Genomic DNA, 14,917 nt, shown 5'->3' with positions numbered 1-14,917 from the left:
ATTTGAGACACACAGTGCTCTGTGTATCATATTCGGCATGATGCGCATTCGAGGAGCGGTGCTCGAGGAAACCGGCAGATCTCGCCCCTACGGGGAGACTCGCCCGATCACTGTGTGCGACCTCGATCTCGACGGTCCCGGCCCCACTGAGGTGCTGGTCGCGATCAAGGCGGCCGGGGTGTGCCACTCCGATTTGAGCGTGGTGGACGGCAACCGCCCCCGGCCACTGCCCATGCTGCTCGGGCACGAGGCGGCAGGCACCGTACTGGCAGTCGGCGAGGCGGTGACCGATGTCGCCGTCGGTCGTCAGGTGGTCATGACGTTTCTGCCCCGCTGCGGGACCTGCGACGCCTGCGGTCACAGCGATCTCGACTGGAGTCGTGACGGCCGACTGCCGTGTACCGAAGGCACCCGCGCCAATGCGGCCGGGGAACTGCTGCACCATCCAGGGCATCTGGCCCGCGACGGCGGGCGGGTGCGCCACCACCTCGGGGTGTCGGGGTTCGCCACCCACGCGGTGGTGGATCGCGCATCGCTGGTGGTGGTCGGCGACGACGTGCCCGCCGAAGTCGCGGCGTTGTTCGGATGCGCGGTGCTGACGGGCGGGGGAGCGGTGATCAACGTCGCGCGGCCGCAACCGTCGGACAGTCTGATGGTGGTCGGGCTCGGCGGTGTCGGGATGGCGGCACTGTTGGTGGCCAAGGCGATCGGCGTCGAACGGGTCGTCGCGGTGGACCGCGTCACCGACAAACTCGACACGGCGATGTCGCTCGGCGCCACCGAAGCCATGACACCGGACGAGGTCCTCGCCTCGGGTATCCGCTGCGAGTACGTCATCGAGTGCGCGGGACATCCCGCGGCGCTGGAAACCGCCTACGCCGCAACCCGACCCGGCGGTACGACCGTCACGGTGGGGCTTCCGTCGCCGGACGCCACGATCACGCTGCCACCACTGAGCCTCACCGCCGAGGCTCGCACCCTGGTCGGCAGCTATCTGGGCTCGGCGATTCCGGCACGCGATATTCCGCGCTACGAACAGCTGTGGCGGGCGGGGAAGTTGCCGGTGGAACGGCTGATCTCGGCCCGCATCGAGCTCACCGCCATCAACGACGCGATGGACGCTCTCGCCGACGGCACGGCCATCCGCCAGATCATCGTCATCGACCAGCAAGATCAGGAGCTCCCATGACCCGCACTCTCGACAAGCTGTGTGACGGGCTGCCGAACGGTCAGTTCATCGGCGGCGAATGGCACACCGGCGACGCGCACCTGCCGGTGGAAGACCCCGCCACCGGTGCAGTGATCGCCACGGTCGCCGATGGCGGCCCCGACATCGCCGCGGCCGCGCTGGATGCCGCCGCCGCTGCCGCGAACAGCTGGGCCGCGACAGATCCTCGCACCCGATCCGACATCCTCATGAAGGCCTTCCACCTGCTGCACGAGCGGGCGCAACGGATCGCGCAGATACTGACGCTGGAGATGGGCAAGCCGTATGCCGAAGCGCGCGGCGAGGTCGTCTACGGTGCCGAGTTCCTGCGGTGGTTCGCCGAGCAGGGTGTGCAGGCGGGCGGCGAGTACTTCCGGGCACCCACCGGCGGACAACGAATTCTGGTGACGAAGCAGCCGGTCGGTCCGGTGCTCGCCATCACGCCGTGGAACTTCCCGTTGGCCATGGTGACTCGCAAAGTAGCGCCCGCGCTGGCCGCCGGGTGCACCATCGTGCTCAAGCCCGCCTCCCAAACACCGCTCACCGCATTGGAATTGATGCGCGTGTTCCAGGACGCCGGTGTACCCGCCGGCGTGGTCAACTGCGTCACCACGAGTCGATCCGCCGCGGTCGCGACCACCATCCTCACCGATGAGCGCCTGCGCAAGCTCACTTTCACCGGTTCCACCGGGGTGGGCCGCAAGCTGCTGGCCCAGGCATCCGAGCGCATTCTGCGCACCTCGATGGAACTGGGTGGGAACGCGCCGTTCGTCGTGTTGGCCTCCGCCGACCTGGACAAGGCCGTCGCCGGTGCGTTGACGGCCAAGATGCGCAACGGCGGCCAAGCGTGTGTGGCGGCCAATCGCTTTCTCGTGCACGAATCCCTGGCCGCGGAGTTCACCGAGCGGCTGGCCACGGGGATGTCGGCGCTGCGGATCGGCGACGGCATGGATCCGGCGACCGCGCTCGGGCCACTGATCGATCGGGCCGCGGTCGATCAGATGCACTGGCTGATCGAAGACGCGGTGGCAAGCGGTGCCCGAGTCCACATGACCGCCGAACTGCCCGACAGTCCAGGCTATTTCGCGCGTCCGGTAGTCCTCACCGAGGTGGATCCCGCGGCGCAGGTGTGGCGCGAGGAGATCTTCGGCCCCATTGCTCCGGTCCGCAGCTTCACCGATGTCGACGAAGCGCTCGCTCTCGCCCACGACACCGAATCCGGTTTGGCCGCCTATGTATTCGGCGAGAATCTCGGTGAGACGATGACCTTCGCCGAAGGTCTGCAATCGGGCATGGTCGGCATCAACACCGGGATCATCTCCGACCCGGCGGCGCCGTTCGGTGGTGTCAAAGCCTCCGGGCTCGGTCGCGAGGGTGGCAGCACCGGTCTCGACGAGTACCTCGAGGCCAAGTACCTCGCGCTGCGCCTGTCCTAACCGGGAACCGAACCAGCCGGTCGGCGCGATGCCGACCGGCTGCTTCGGTGGTAGCCGGGGGAGCGGATCAGATCGCCGCGGCCAGACGGGTTCCCTGATCGATAGCCCGTTTGGCGTCGAGCTCGGCGGCAACGTCGGCGCCGCCGATGACATGAACACTCATGCCCTGGCTGATCAGCTCCGAGTGCAGCTCTCGGTTGGGCTCTTGGCCGGTGCACAGCACGATGTTGTCGACCTCGAGTACGTGCGCGGTGTCGTCGAGCCGGTAGTGCAGCCCGAGGTCGTCGATGCGTTCATACTGTGCCCCGGCGACCATGGTGACGCCACGGTGTTTGAGTTCGGTGCGATGGATCCACCCGGTCGTCTTGCCGAGTCCGGCACCGACTTTGCTCGACTTACGCTGCAGCAGAGTGACTTCCCGCGCCGACGCCGTCCGCACGACGCCGGTGAGGCCACCGCGTTCACGGTGTTCGGCGTCCACGCCCCATTCGGCGAGGAAAGTGGCGATATCAGGTTCCGAGGCGGGGTCGGGCGCGGTGAGGAATTCGGCGACATCGAAGCCGATACCGCCTGCACCGAGCACCGCCACCCGATTCCCGACGACCGCCTTGTCACGCAGCACGTCCAAGTAGCTCAACACCATCGGATGGTCGACGCCGGGGAGCTCATCCGGAATCCGCGGGATGACCCCGGTGGCGAGGACGATCTCGTCGAAGGACCCATCGGTGAGCCATCGCGCGGTGGCCGGAATGTCGAGGAGCAGCCGAACTCCGGTCTCGGCGAGACGATGCCGGTAGTAGCGCAGCGTTTCGTCGAACTCGCTCTTGCCCGGAACCTGGCGGGCGATATTGAGCTGTCCGCCGATCTCTGCGGCACGGTCGAAGAGCGTGACCGTATGGCCACGTTCAGCCGCGGTGGTGGCGAAAGCCAGGCCTGCGGGGCCCGCGCCGACCACGGCGAGACGCTTACGTCTGCGGGTGGGAGCGAGAACGAGCTCGGTTTCGTGGCAGGCACGCGGATTCACCAGGCACGAGGTGATTTTCATGCTGAAGGTGTGGTCCAGGCAGGCTTGGTTGCAGCCGATGCAGGTGTTGATGCGTTCGGGCGTGCCCGCCGCGGCCTTGTTCACGAATTCGGGGTCGGCGAGGAAGGGCCGGGCCAGCGACACCATGTCGGCGTAGCCGTCGGCGAGGAGTTCTTCGGCCTTGTCCGGGGTGTTGATGCGATTGCTCGTTACCAGCGGTATCGAGACCGCACCCATCAGCTTCTTGGTCACCCACGCGTACGCACCGCGCGGCACCGAGGTGGCGATGGTGGGGATCCGCGCCTCGTGCCAGCCGATTCCGGTGTTGATGATCGTGGCGCCCGCGGCTTCGATCCGCTGGGCGAGATCGACGACCTCGTCGAAGGTGGAACCGTCGGGAACGAGGTCGAGCATCGACAGCCGGTAGATGACGATGAAGTCGTCGCCGACCGCGGCCCTGACCTTGCGGACGATCTCGACCGGGAATCGGACTCGGTTCTCATAGCCGCCGCCCCAGCGGTCGGTGCGCTTGTTGGTGTTGGCGGCGATGAACTCGTTGATCAGGTAGCCCTCCGATCCCATGATCTCCACCCCGTCGTATCCGGCGAGCTTGGCGAGCGTGGCACAGCGCGCGAAGTCCTCGATGGTCTGTTCGACCTCGGCGTCGGTGAGTCCGCGCGGCGGGAACGCGCTGATCGGGGCCTGCAACGAGCTCGGTGCGACCAGGTCGGGGTGGTGGGCGTAGCGCCCGAAATGCAGGATCTGCATGGCGATCTTGCCGCCGGCGGTATGCACGGCGTCGGTGACGATGCGATGGCGGTCCGCCTCGGACTCCTCGGTCAGCATCGCCCCGCCCGGATAGGGGCGGGCTTGCTCGTTGGGCGCGATACCGCCGGTGACGATCAGGCCGACGCCGCCGCGTGCGCGTTCGGCGTAGAAGGCGGCCATCCGGTCGAAGCCCTGGGGTGCTTCTTCGAGCCCGACATGCATCGACCCCATCAGCACGCGGTTGCGCAGCGTGGTGAAGCCCAGGTCGAGCGGTTCGAGCAGGTGCGGATAGTGCGTCGTGTTCATCGAGTGACCTACCGATCATTTCCAGGAAGTTGGCTTCGCTGACAAGCGTTCAGATACTCAAATTGGTTACTAGGTTGGCAGGATAGCGTTTGTAGTGAATCGGTGTCCACAACGTGCGGCAAGGCGGGGTGTATCCGAGATGCGGTCGGTTGTCCCAGCTTGTTGACCAAACCTTCGAGGGCTGGGTACTGTTCGAATGGTTTACTCAACAATTTGAATACGAGGTGTGCGATGCATCCATTCCGTGCGGCCGTCGAGGCCGAAGACATGGTCGCGCTCGAGGCGCTACTCGCCGACGATGTGGTCTTCCGTAGCCCGGTGGCGTTCAATCCGTATCCCGGCAAGCCGATCACCGCGGCGATCCTGCGTGGTGTGACGCGAGTGTTCGAGGGATTCCACTACGTCCGTGAGATCGAGGATGCCGGCGGCCGCGATCACGCTTTCCTGTTCGAGGCCACCGTCGATGGCAAACAGGTGTCCGGCTGCGACTTCCTGCATCTCGATGAAGACGGCAAGATCGATGAGTTCACCGTGATGGTGCGTCCGCTCTCGGCGGCCAAGGCGCTGAGCGAGGCGATGGCCGCGCAGTACCCGCGCATCCAGGCCGAAGCGGCCGAGCAAGTGCAACGCGAGGCCGTCGATGCCGGGGCCGAGCAGCAGTGACGCACTACAAGAGCAATATCCGGGACCTGACGTTCAATCTGTTCGAGGTCCTCGGCCTCGGCGAGTTGCTCGACGCCGGCGTGTTCGGCGACCTCGACACCGATTCGGTGCTGGACATGCTGGAGGAACTGCGACGCCTCGCCGAAGGTCGGCTCGGTGCCTCGTTCGCCGATGCCGATCGCAACCCGCCGGTGTTCGACGCCGAGACACACTCCGTCACCTTGCCCGAGTCTTTCAAGGACAGCTTCCGGGCATTGCGCGAGATGGGCTGGGAACGGTTGGGCTTACCGTCCGATCTCGGCGGGATGCCCCTGCCGCGCGCGGTGTACTGGGCGCTGAGCGAATTGGTTCTCGGGGCCAATCCCGCCGCCTATATCTACGCGCTGGGACCCGGGACATCGTCGGTGTTCGCGCACGGCAGCGACCTGCAGCGTGCGATCGTGCGGACCGCCGTCGAGCAGGGCTGGGGTGGCACCATGGTGCTGACCGAGGCCGAGGCGGGCTCCGACGTCGGAGCATTGCGTACCAAGGCGATTCGCCAACCCGACGGCACTTGGCACGTCGAGGGTGTGAAGCGGTTCATCAGTTCGGCCGATTCCGACGATCTGTTCGACAACATCGTGCACCTGGTCCTGGCGCGCGCCGAGGGATCCGGGCCCGGGACGAAGGGGCTGTCACTGTTCTTCGTTCCGAAGTTCCGTTTCGACCCCGACACCGGCGAGCTGGGCGAGCGCAACGGCGCGTTCGTCACCAACGTCGAGCACAAGATGGGTCTGAAGGTCTCGGCGACCTGCGAGTTGAGCTTCGGCGTGCACGGCGTCCCCGCTGCCGGGTGGCTGGTCGGTGAACTCGACAACGGCATCGCGCAGATGTTCCACATCATCGAGCACGCGCGAATGATGGTCGGCACCAAAGCGATCGCGACTCTTTCCAGCGGATATCTGCACGCGCTCACCTATGCGCGGTCCCGGGTACAAGGCGCGGATCTGACCCGAGCCGCCGACAAGAACGCCCCTCGCGTGCCGATCATCGCTCACCCAGATGTGCGGCGTTCGCTGATGCTGCAGAAGGCGTATGCCGAGGGCCTGCGGGCGATATACCTCTACACCGCCGCACACCAGGATCCAGAACTGGCACACCATGTTTCGGGTGCTGATCCGGAGCTGGCCGCGCGTGTCAACGACCTGCTGCTCCCGGTGGTGAAGGGAGTCGGTTCGGAGCGGGCCTACCGCTACCTCGCCGAGTCGCTGCAGACGTTGGGCGGTTCGGGCTATCTGCAGGACTACCCGATCGAGCAGTATCTGCGCGACTCGAAGATCGACTCGATCTACGAGGGCACGACCGCGATTCAGGCGCAGGACTTCTTCTTCCGCAAGATCGTTCGTGACCGCGGTGTGGCGTTGACACACCTTTCGCAGCAGATCGTGAAGTTCGCCGAGGACCCGGCCGGTGCCGCGGAGTTGAAGCACGAGCGGGTGCTGCTCGCCGCGGCGCTCGACGACGTGCAGTCGATGACAGCGACCCTGACCGCGCATGTCCTGGCTGCCGGTGCGGAACCGCGCGGTCTGTATACGGTCGGGCTCGCGTCGGTACGGTATCTGCTGGCCGTCGGGGATCTACTGGTCGGCTGGCGGCTGCTGCAGCACGCCGAGATCGCGCTCGGGGTCCTGCGTGATCCCGCGCCCGGCACCGACACGGGGTTCTATCTCGGCAAAGTCACGGTCGCGCAGTACTTCGCCCGAAATGTGCTACCCGACCTGCACGCACTGCGTTCGATTCTGTCCGACCTGGACAACGACATCATGCGGGTCGACGAAGCCGTGTTCTGAAGGCGCGGCGTGACGACGAATGCTGTGCGCCGTTGGGCGCGAGACGCCGATGCCCGGGCAATGATTTGCCCGGGCATCGGCGATCCTGCTAACTACTCAATTCCAGCTTCTTGATCTTCCCGGTCGAGGTCATCGGGAGCTCGGTGCGAAACTCGACGATTCGCGGGTACTTGTAGGCAGCGAATTGCTCCTTGCCCCAGTCGATCAGCTCCTGTTCGGAGGTCGTGTCACCCAGGATCTTGAGTACAACCGCTTTGATCTCCTCACCGAGAGTCGCGTGCGTGACACCGATAACCGCTACCAGCGACACCGCGGGGTGGGTCATCAGCACCTCTTCGATCTCGCGGGGATAGACGTTGTAACCGCCGCGGATGATGACGTCCTTGGCGCGATCGACGATGAAGTAATAACCGTCGGCATCGCGACGGGCGAGGTCACCGGTCCGGAACCAGCCATCGCGCAGGACCTCTTCCGTGGCTTCGGTCCGGTTGTAGTAGCCCTTCATGATCGGGTGACCCTTGATCGCGATCTCGCCGATCGCTGCGGGTTCGTCCGGAATTTCCGCCCAATCGGCATCGATCAGTTTCATCTGCACTCCCCAGATCGGCTTGCCGATGGATCCGGGCCGGTTCGGTCCGTCCAGTGGTGAAAAGCAAGCCGCAGGCGACGTCTCCGACAATCCGTAGCCCTCGAGCACTCGAACGCCGAGCCGTTCGGTGATCTGCCGGAGCAATTCGACCGGAATCGCGGCGCCGCCCGAGATCGCGAATTGCAGGGTCTTGGTGAATGTTTCGGGTGCATCGACGTCGACCAGCGCACCCAGCAGGGCGTGATACATCGTCGGGACACCAGCGAAGTGGGTCACCGACTCGTCGCGCATGAGCTGCAACGCCTCTTGCGGCGCGAATCGGGGCATCAGCACCACGGTCGCGGCCGAGGCGAACGCGGTGTGCAATTGCAGCGTTTGGCCGAAGGCGTGGAACAGGGGAAGTGCGATCAGGTGAACCTCGGCACCGTCGGGTGCGCTGACCAGCCGCTGGGAGGTCATCGCGTTGAGCACGAGATTCGCGTGGGTCAGCTCGGCGCCTTTGGGTTGGCCGGTGGTGCCGGAGGTGTAGAGCACGACGGCGGAATCCGTCGATTCCGTTGCGGCGGATTCGAAACTCGTCGAACGACCCGCGAGAGCCTGTGCCAAGGTTTCGATCCCCGGCAGTGGTGACGGAGCGGACGAATCGGTGGTGATGACGAACAGGTGTTCGCAGCCGTCGGCCTCGTCGAACCCGGCCCGACCCTCGGTACCCATCGGCAGATCGATCGTGCCCTGGAAACAGAAGTAGGCCACCGCGTCGCTATCGCGCAGGTGGTAGCCGATCTCCCTGGCTTTGAGCAGCACGTTCAACGGAACCACGACGCCACCGGCTTTGAGGATGCCGTAGTAGACGATCGGGAACCATGGGGTGTTCGGGCACGACAGCGCGACTTTGTCGCCTGGCCGGACGCCACGCTCGACCAGAAGCCCAGCCACTTGGTTGGCGGCGGCATCGATCTCGGCGTAGGTGCGGCGAACATCGCCGAGCACCAGGGCGTCTCGCGCTGGGTGGTTGCGTGCGGCGTCTTCCAGGAGAACTGCGAGATTGAGCATGTCAGGCGTCCTGTCCTCGGTCGGCGTGCCGCGGTGCTGAGACCGTCGGCGAAGAGCTACGTCGGTGACGACTTCTGTACATCCTGACTCCAATACTCACTTATTTTAGTAGGTGCGAATGCGATAGTATGGCATGGGTAACACTGGTGTCCACGAAACAGGATTAGGCAAATAGTTCAGTATGTGAAGTCGGCTGATCACGGAGACGGCCGGCAGCGCATTCGCCGAACCGTCACAGTCCGCGGTGGTAGCTGCGCGCGACCATTGCCGAGCGCAGTTGCCACAGACCGGAGGATTTGACCGGGTCGACGCCGGTGAGGTGAGCGATACGGCGCATGCGGTAGTCGACGGTGTTGGTGTGGATGTGCATCACGCGCGCCGTAAGTTGACGGTTCATGTTGTTGGCTACGTGCACCCGCAGGGTTTCGAACAATTCGGGGTACTGGTCCAGCGGCTCCAGAATCTCGCCGAGCCTTGCCCGGCCCGGCCCCGGCCGAGTCAGCTGGTACTCCAGCGCCAGATCATCGAATCGGTAGAGCCCCGGCAGGCAATCCAGGCGTTCCACGATGTCGAGCAGTTCGTGGGCCCGCTTCGCCGCGTCCGGGATGTCTGCTGCCTCCGCACTGATCAGCGCCGCCATGATCTCGGCGCGAGCCGCCTGCGCGAGCTCGGCGATCAGCGTGTCGAGGGCGTCCTCGTCGGCCAACTCGGAGGGGATCAGCAATGTGCCGCCGTTGACCGACAACAACGACAGGATCGGCTCGCCGTAGCGTTGCGCGAGCACGGATTGCACCCGCCGTAGTTTGCGTCGAGCCACGACGCCGGCGTCGAGCCGCTTGTCGTGTTCGTCGGGGTGTGCCCGGATCGACAGGGCCACAACGCGATAGGCGCTGGCGACGCTGAATCCGCATTCGCGCGACATTGTCGCGGTCGGCTGTCCGGCCAGCAGCGCGGAGGTCAAAGTGTGCACCGCGGTGTGATGCTGGGCCGCTACTACGCGGTGCTCCTTGACGTAGGCGCGCGCCACTGTCGTGCACAGCAGATCCGAAATCGCCATGGCCGTATTGAATCCGTCGATCAGCGTTTCTCGGTCGAGGTCGGCGCCCTGGTCGTGCGCCAAGTCCAGACTCAGGCGCAGGCCTTCGTAGAAGGCGTGCAGGATGGCGTCGATCGGCACGCCTTCGTGCGCCCACCCCGCCGCGGCGACCGCGAGCCGGTTCATCTTCACGCTCACGTCGTTGCCGTCGATGACCCCGCCCACGATCTCCACACACATTCGAGTGACGGTGGTGATGTCGCCGGAGATCGCGTCGCCCGGCATAGTCGCGCAGGCCGCGACGTTGTCGACGAAGTGGGCGACGAGCCGAGCGGTGAGGTTTCGCACGTCGCGCAACGGTCGCCACGTCGGCGCGCTGTCCAGCGGGATCGTCATCATGACTTCCTCTCGCACCACGAACCGGTGCCGGTGGTGCGAGAGAAATCTTTGCGCGGCTAGGGGTTCGGGTTCTTCACCATGGACGGCGGAGTTTCGAGCCCCGATTACTCACCGCGGAGCAAGGCTGTCATCGTCGAGATACCTCGGAGCTCAGGATTGTCACCGAGATGCGCGAAGAACGTCGGGATTGTCGGGCCCATGAGTCATGAGCCAATGCCGGACCGCGATCTGCAGAGTCAGCTGGCGATCGGGCAGATGCAAGTCCTCGCCGAAGAGCTCGTTGAGTCGGCGGATGCGATGCCGCACCGTCTGGGCATGGACGCCTAGCCGCCGTGCTGCGGCCGGGGCGTTGAATCGACATTCGAGGCAGGCGAGCAGGGTCTCGGCGAGACGGTACGGTTCGGGGCCGTCACCCGCCAACGGAGCCAGGTGTTCGGCGGCCAACTCGGCCACGAGGTTGCCGTTGCGCGAGATCAGCAGGTCGGGGACGTGGTCGAGTGCGCGAACGGGTCCCTCGGATCGAATTCGTCTGTCCCGCACCAGATTCAGTGTGTGGAGCGCCCAGTTCAGCGAGTCGGCGACCCCGCTCGGGTCGACGGTCGGACCGATGGCACCGATCCGGCCGTGCAGCAGGGTGCGCAGTGCCTCGGCAGTTTCCGGGCCGCCGGGGTCGGTCACGAGGAAGCACTGCTGTTCGAGGTGTAGGCCGGACACCCAGCTGCTCGGGAGATCGATATCGGATCGTCGATAGGGATCGCGGGTCCACTCGTCGACCGCGACGGCCGCGATAGCTTCCGGCAGTGGCCAATCGGCCGCGGCCGCCGCGGCACGGATGGCGGGTAGGTCCGGGGCCGGGTCGATGAGCAGTTCGAGCAACCGACTGCGCAACCGGGTCCGTTCGCCGCCTGCGCCGACATCGGCGTAGCCCTCACGGAGCGCCGCCATGACCGTGTTCTGGAAGATCAGCACCTGCTGGGCCACCTGCCCGATCGTCGCCGCCGTCACTGCCGGCAAAGTCATCGAGAGTTCGGCGAAGCGCGCGATGGCTACCCCGGTGCCGATCCGGAAAGCCGTCTGTCGCAGCTCGGGGGCGAAGCCCTCCGCCGCATCCGTGCGGCCCACTTCGCGCAGGAACGCTCGCAAGTCGGTCAGTGGAGTCTCGTCGTCTTCGAGCAGATCGAGAAACTTTGTGTTGCACCACTGGACGATCAACGCGCCGATCTCGTGGTCGCGGCGGCCGAGGGGGCGTAGCTGATCGGCCAGCTGGGTTTCGATCGCTTCGATGGCGGCTAGCGACACCTCGGCGTTGTGCGCCCGCAACAACGCGATGACCTCGGCGGACTCGGATTCGGTGAGTTCGTGATCGATCAGGTTGTACCGCACTGGGACCTCCGGGACATCCGCACCGGTGAGCTGTGTCGGTCTCGGCTCGGCCGAAAATGTCACGAAGAGGTTACGGACGAGATAGATTGAATACTCAACTTGTCAACTAGTACCGAGATTACCTGTCCGGGCGACGACGCCGTGTGGGAAACCGGACGCGCCGTCGTGATGGTGGGAGGGCGCGATGACCGCACAACTCGACCGACAGCTGCCGGATCTGCTCCGGTCGCGCACCGCTGACGTGATCGACGAGATCGAGCGGGATTTCCGGCTCCGAGCTCCGGGCATCGCCGACACCTGGGAAGCCGCGACCAGCTGGTCGCTACACGCGATCATCGACGAGACGATCACCGGCTTCCTCGACGAGCTCACCTGCGAACCGCCGATCTGGTCGGCGGCGACCTCGCTCTACCGGCGACTCGGCGCGGAACTGAGCAATCAGGAACGTGATCTGGAAGCGCTGCAGACCGCATTGCAGGTCGGCGGGCACGTCGCCTGCCGCAGATTCATCAGTGCCGCCTATCGCCATGGCTGGACAGAGGAGGTTCTCGCCACGCTCACCGACCGGCTTTTCGCGCTGATCGCCACGGCCATGGAGGCTGCCAACCAGGGGTATCTCCGGCAACAGGGACAGGTGGTGACCGACCGCGACCGACATCGAACAAGCTTGCGAAATCTACTGATTCGCGATCGGGAGCCCGAACTCGAGGAGATCCACGAGGCGGCGCGAGCAGCGTCGTGGCCGGTTCCGAAACGGATCGCGGTGATGGCTCTCGCCCGAAACGGCGGGCGGTGCCACGCCATCCTGCCCCCCGACGTGTTGGTCGATTGGGAGGCATCGACGCCCTATTTGATCGTGCCCGATCCGGGTCGGCCGCATCTGATCCGGCAGCTCGTCAACCTCACCCGGCCGCGACACGTGGCAATCGGGCCGACCGCGACGGTCACCCAGGGCGCACAGTCGCTGCAGTGGGCGAGCTATGCCATCACTCTGATCGAGCGCGGGATTCTCCCCGCCGGTCACGGCCTGCGCTGCGTCGAGCACGCGGCCACGATCTCCGCCTCGATGGCCGAGGATCTGATGGACGCCTCAGCACGGGAACTGCTGGGTCAGCTGGCAGCGTTGCCGCCTCAGCGAGCCCAACCGCTGCTGGAAACACTGTTGGCCTACCTCGAATGCGGCGGCAACGCCCTCGTCGCCGGCGAGCGACTGGGCATCCACAGCCAAACCGTCCGCTATCGGCTGCGCCGTATCACCGAGCTGATGGGCCGACCCATCGACGATCCCGACCGTCGACTCGACCTGATGAGCATCGTGAATTGGCAATGCCGCACCATTGCTTTGACCGAGGCCGCATGACGAGGACTAGGTCATGTCTCCCAATCGGGTTTCCGGTTCTATGCGCTCCCACCGCTTTCCGCGCGTTGAGCAGATCTGACGTCGCAACTGGGTGGCGAGATCACGACGACCCTTCGGGTCGGATTGTCGGCGTGGGGCAAAATGGTGGACGCTAAATCGTGGTGAGTGTTCGCTGGGGCACTCGGCAGCTGCGATCCTTGCGGATGTCGCCGCCGACCGCCGATCAAGCGTGACTAGGCGAGGCCGAGGCGTTCGGCCGCGAGTACTCGAATGACCTTCTTATCGGGTTTGCCGAGGCCGGTGAGCGGCAGCTCGTCAACCAGCAGCACATGCTTGGGGACCTGCACGGAACCCTTGCGTCGCTTGACCGCTGCCTGAATCTCGGCGGTCACGGTCTCCACGGCCGCGGGATCGGCGGCGGTGTCCTTGTCGAGCACGAGCACCGCGGTGACTGCCTCGCCCCAGTGCGGGTCGGGGACGCCCACCACGGCCACGTTGCGCACCCGGGGGTGTTCGGAGACAATGTCTTCCACCTCGCGGGGGAAGACATTGAAGCCGCCGGTGACAACCATGTCCTTGCTGCGCCCGACGATGAACAGGAACCCGTCCTCGTCTTCGCGGGCCAGGTCGCCGGTGCGGAGCCAGCCGTCGTGGAAGGTTTCCGCGGTGACCTCGGGCAGATTCAGGTATCCGCCCGCCAATAACGGTCCGGAGACACAGATTTCGCCGACCTCGCCCGGAGCGACGACATTGTCCTTGTCATCGAGCAGGGCCACCCGGATCGCATTGGACGGGCGACCGCACGAGGTGAGTCGTGCCTCGTCGTGCTCGTCCTTGCCCAAGTAGCTGATGGCCATGGGTGCTTCGGACTGGCCGAAGTACTGGGCGAAGATCGGCCCGAAGCGATCGATGGCTTCCTGCAGGCGATTCGGATCGATCGCGGCCGCACCGTAGTACACGGTTTCGAGCGAGGACAGGTCGCGGGTGTGCGAATCCGGGTGGTCCAGTAGCGCGTACAGCATGGACGGCACCAGCATCGTCGAGTTGATCTTGTGCTCTTCGATCGCCGCGAGCACCTCACCCGGCTCGAAACGCGGCAGTACGATCGCCTGACCGCCGAGCAGCACGACCGGCAGGAAGAACGCCGCGCCCGCGTGCGAGAGTGGGGTGCAGATGAGGAACTTGGGGTTCTTCGGCCACTCCCACTCCGAGAGCTGGATCTGCGTCATGGTCGCCATGGCCTGCGACGTACCGATGACGCCCTTGGGCTTTCCGGTGGTACCGCCGGTATAGGCGATGGAAATGACATCCTCGGGCCGCAATTCGACGGCCTGCACCGGGCGCGGGGAGAACTTATCAGCGGTAGCCAGGAGGTCGATGCCCACATCGGACAGCGCCTCGGGCACCGGGCCGAGCACCAGGACCCGGTTCAGTCCCGGCACCATGTCGACCAGCGCGCGGGCGCGCTCGACGAACGCCGGAACCGGATCGAGGATCAGCGTGGTGATGCCCGCGTCGGCGAGCACATACGCGTGGTCGTCCAGGCCGCCGATGGGGTGCAGCGCGGTCCGGCGGTGACCGGCGATCTGACCAGCACCGATGGTGAACAGTACTTCGGGTCGATTCAGTGCGAGGACGCCGATCGGAGTACCGCACACCACGCCGTGCTCGGCGAAGGCGTCGATATAGCAGCTGATGGCGTCCAGGACGTCACCGCCGGTGAGCACGGCGTCACCGAGGGTCAGCACCGGCTTGTGCTTGTTCCGGCGCAACCCGGCCACCAGTGCGTGCCCGTTGTGCACGGGCATGCGGAGCCGGGTATCGGGATCGATGCTGGTCATTTTGGTTACTCCACTCCGAGGGT

General features: G+C 65.5%; 10 protein-coding genes. 5 read left to right on the top strand and 5 right to left on the bottom strand.

What is annotated here, in order from left to right; all coding sequences use genetic code 11:
* Positions 1-40 precede the first annotated feature (40 nt).
* Together ACFXKN_RS07820 and ACFXKN_RS07815 are read left to right on the top strand one after the other, a co-directional pair.
* Entirely contained in the window at positions 41-1,189 is a 1,149-nt protein-coding gene (locus ACFXKN_RS07820; RefSeq protein WP_378952955.1) for a zinc-binding dehydrogenase, read from the top strand.
* Complete coding sequence (locus tag ACFXKN_RS07815; protein WP_378952643.1) at positions 1,186-2,643, top strand: NAD-dependent succinate-semialdehyde dehydrogenase; 1,458 nt, start codon at positions 1,186-1,188, stop codon at positions 2,641-2,643. The genes ACFXKN_RS07820 and ACFXKN_RS07815 overlap by 4 nt, the downstream gene beginning before the upstream one ends.
* 67 nt (positions 2,644-2,710) lie before the next feature.
* Here ACFXKN_RS07815 and ACFXKN_RS07810 read toward each other — a convergent pair whose 3' ends face one another.
* Positions 2,711-4,741: an FAD-dependent oxidoreductase gene (locus tag ACFXKN_RS07810; RefSeq protein ID WP_379432751.1), complete on the bottom strand. Its 2,031-nt coding sequence runs from the start codon at positions 4,739-4,741 to the stop codon at positions 2,711-2,713.
* Positions 4,742-4,972: 231 nt separating this feature from the next.
* On the opposite strand from ACFXKN_RS07810, the gene ACFXKN_RS07805 reads away from it, so the two are divergent.
* Both ACFXKN_RS07805 and ACFXKN_RS07800 read left to right on the top strand, forming a co-directional pair.
* Entirely contained in the window at positions 4,973-5,404 is a 432-nt protein-coding gene (locus tag ACFXKN_RS07805) for a nuclear transport factor 2 family protein (protein WP_378952635.1), read from the top strand.
* A complete protein-coding gene (locus ACFXKN_RS07800) occupies positions 5,401-7,233 on the top strand; it encodes an acyl-CoA dehydrogenase (RefSeq protein ID WP_378952632.1) in 1,833 nt (610 codons plus the stop codon). The genes ACFXKN_RS07805 and ACFXKN_RS07800 overlap by 4 nt, the downstream gene beginning before the upstream one ends.
* An 88-nt stretch (positions 7,234-7,321) precedes the next feature.
* Here ACFXKN_RS07800 and ACFXKN_RS07795 read toward each other — a convergent pair whose 3' ends face one another.
* From ACFXKN_RS07795 to ACFXKN_RS07785, 3 genes are all read right to left on the bottom strand, one after another.
* Complete coding sequence (locus ACFXKN_RS07795) at positions 7,322-8,875, bottom strand: long-chain fatty acid--CoA ligase (protein WP_378952629.1); 1,554 nt, start codon at positions 8,873-8,875, stop codon at positions 7,322-7,324.
* 232 nt (positions 8,876-9,107) lie between these two features.
* Positions 9,108-10,307: a PucR family transcriptional regulator gene (locus tag ACFXKN_RS07790; RefSeq protein WP_378952626.1), complete on the bottom strand. Its 1,200-nt coding sequence runs from the start codon at positions 10,305-10,307 to the stop codon at positions 9,108-9,110.
* A 162-nt stretch (positions 10,308-10,469) separates the two neighbouring features.
* Complete coding sequence (locus tag ACFXKN_RS07785; protein WP_379432750.1) at positions 10,470-11,693, bottom strand: PucR family transcriptional regulator; 1,224 nt, start codon at positions 11,691-11,693, stop codon at positions 10,470-10,472.
* A gap of 184 nt (positions 11,694-11,877) precedes the next feature.
* On the opposite strand from ACFXKN_RS07785, the gene ACFXKN_RS07780 reads away from it, so the two are divergent.
* A complete protein-coding gene (locus ACFXKN_RS07780; RefSeq protein WP_379432749.1) occupies positions 11,878-13,053 on the top strand; it encodes a PucR family transcriptional regulator in 1,176 nt (391 codons plus the stop codon).
* 233 nt (positions 13,054-13,286) lie between these two features.
* On the opposite strand, the gene fadD8 is transcribed toward ACFXKN_RS07780, so the two are convergent.
* Complete coding sequence (gene fadD8 / locus ACFXKN_RS07775) at positions 13,287-14,894, bottom strand: fatty-acid--CoA ligase FadD8 (RefSeq protein ID WP_378952617.1); 1,608 nt, start codon at positions 14,892-14,894, stop codon at positions 13,287-13,289.
* Positions 14,895-14,917: the final 23 nt, after the last annotated feature.

It is taken from the genome of Nocardia sp. NPDC059195 (assembly GCF_042754695.1).
In the GTDB taxonomy this organism is placed as follows: Bacteria; Actinomycetota; Actinomycetes; order Mycobacteriales; family Mycobacteriaceae; genus Nocardia.
This window is presented reverse-complemented; position numbering and strand designations above follow the sequence as displayed.

What these genes read in the sequence shown, in the direction of transcription:
- ACFXKN_RS07820 (WP_378952955.1), top strand. Translation starts at nt 41, where the DNA reads ATGCGCATTCGAGGAGCGGTGCTCGAGGAAACCGGCAGATCTCGCCCC.
- ACFXKN_RS07815 (WP_378952643.1), top strand. Translation starts at nt 1,186, where the DNA reads ATGACCCGCACTCTCGACAAGCTGTGTGACGGGCTGCCGAACGGTCAG.
- ACFXKN_RS07810 (WP_379432751.1), bottom strand. Translation starts at nt 4,741, where the DNA reads ATGAACACGACGCACTATCCGCACCTGCTCGAACCGCTCGACCTGGGC.
- ACFXKN_RS07805 (WP_378952635.1), top strand. Translation starts at nt 4,973, where the DNA reads ATGCATCCATTCCGTGCGGCCGTCGAGGCCGAAGACATGGTCGCGCTC.
- ACFXKN_RS07795 (WP_378952629.1), bottom strand. Translation starts at nt 8,875, where the DNA reads ATGCTCAATCTCGCAGTTCTCCTGGAAGACGCCGCACGCAACCACCCA.
- ACFXKN_RS07790 (WP_378952626.1), bottom strand. Translation starts at nt 10,307, where the DNA reads ATGACGATCCCGCTGGACAGCGCGCCGACGTGGCGACCGTTGCGCGAC.
- ACFXKN_RS07780 (WP_379432749.1), top strand. Translation starts at nt 11,878, where the DNA reads ATGACCGCACAACTCGACCGACAGCTGCCGGATCTGCTCCGGTCGCGC.
- fadD8 (WP_378952617.1), bottom strand. Translation starts at nt 14,894, where the DNA reads ATGACCAGCATCGATCCCGATACCCGGCTCCGCATGCCCGTGCACAAC.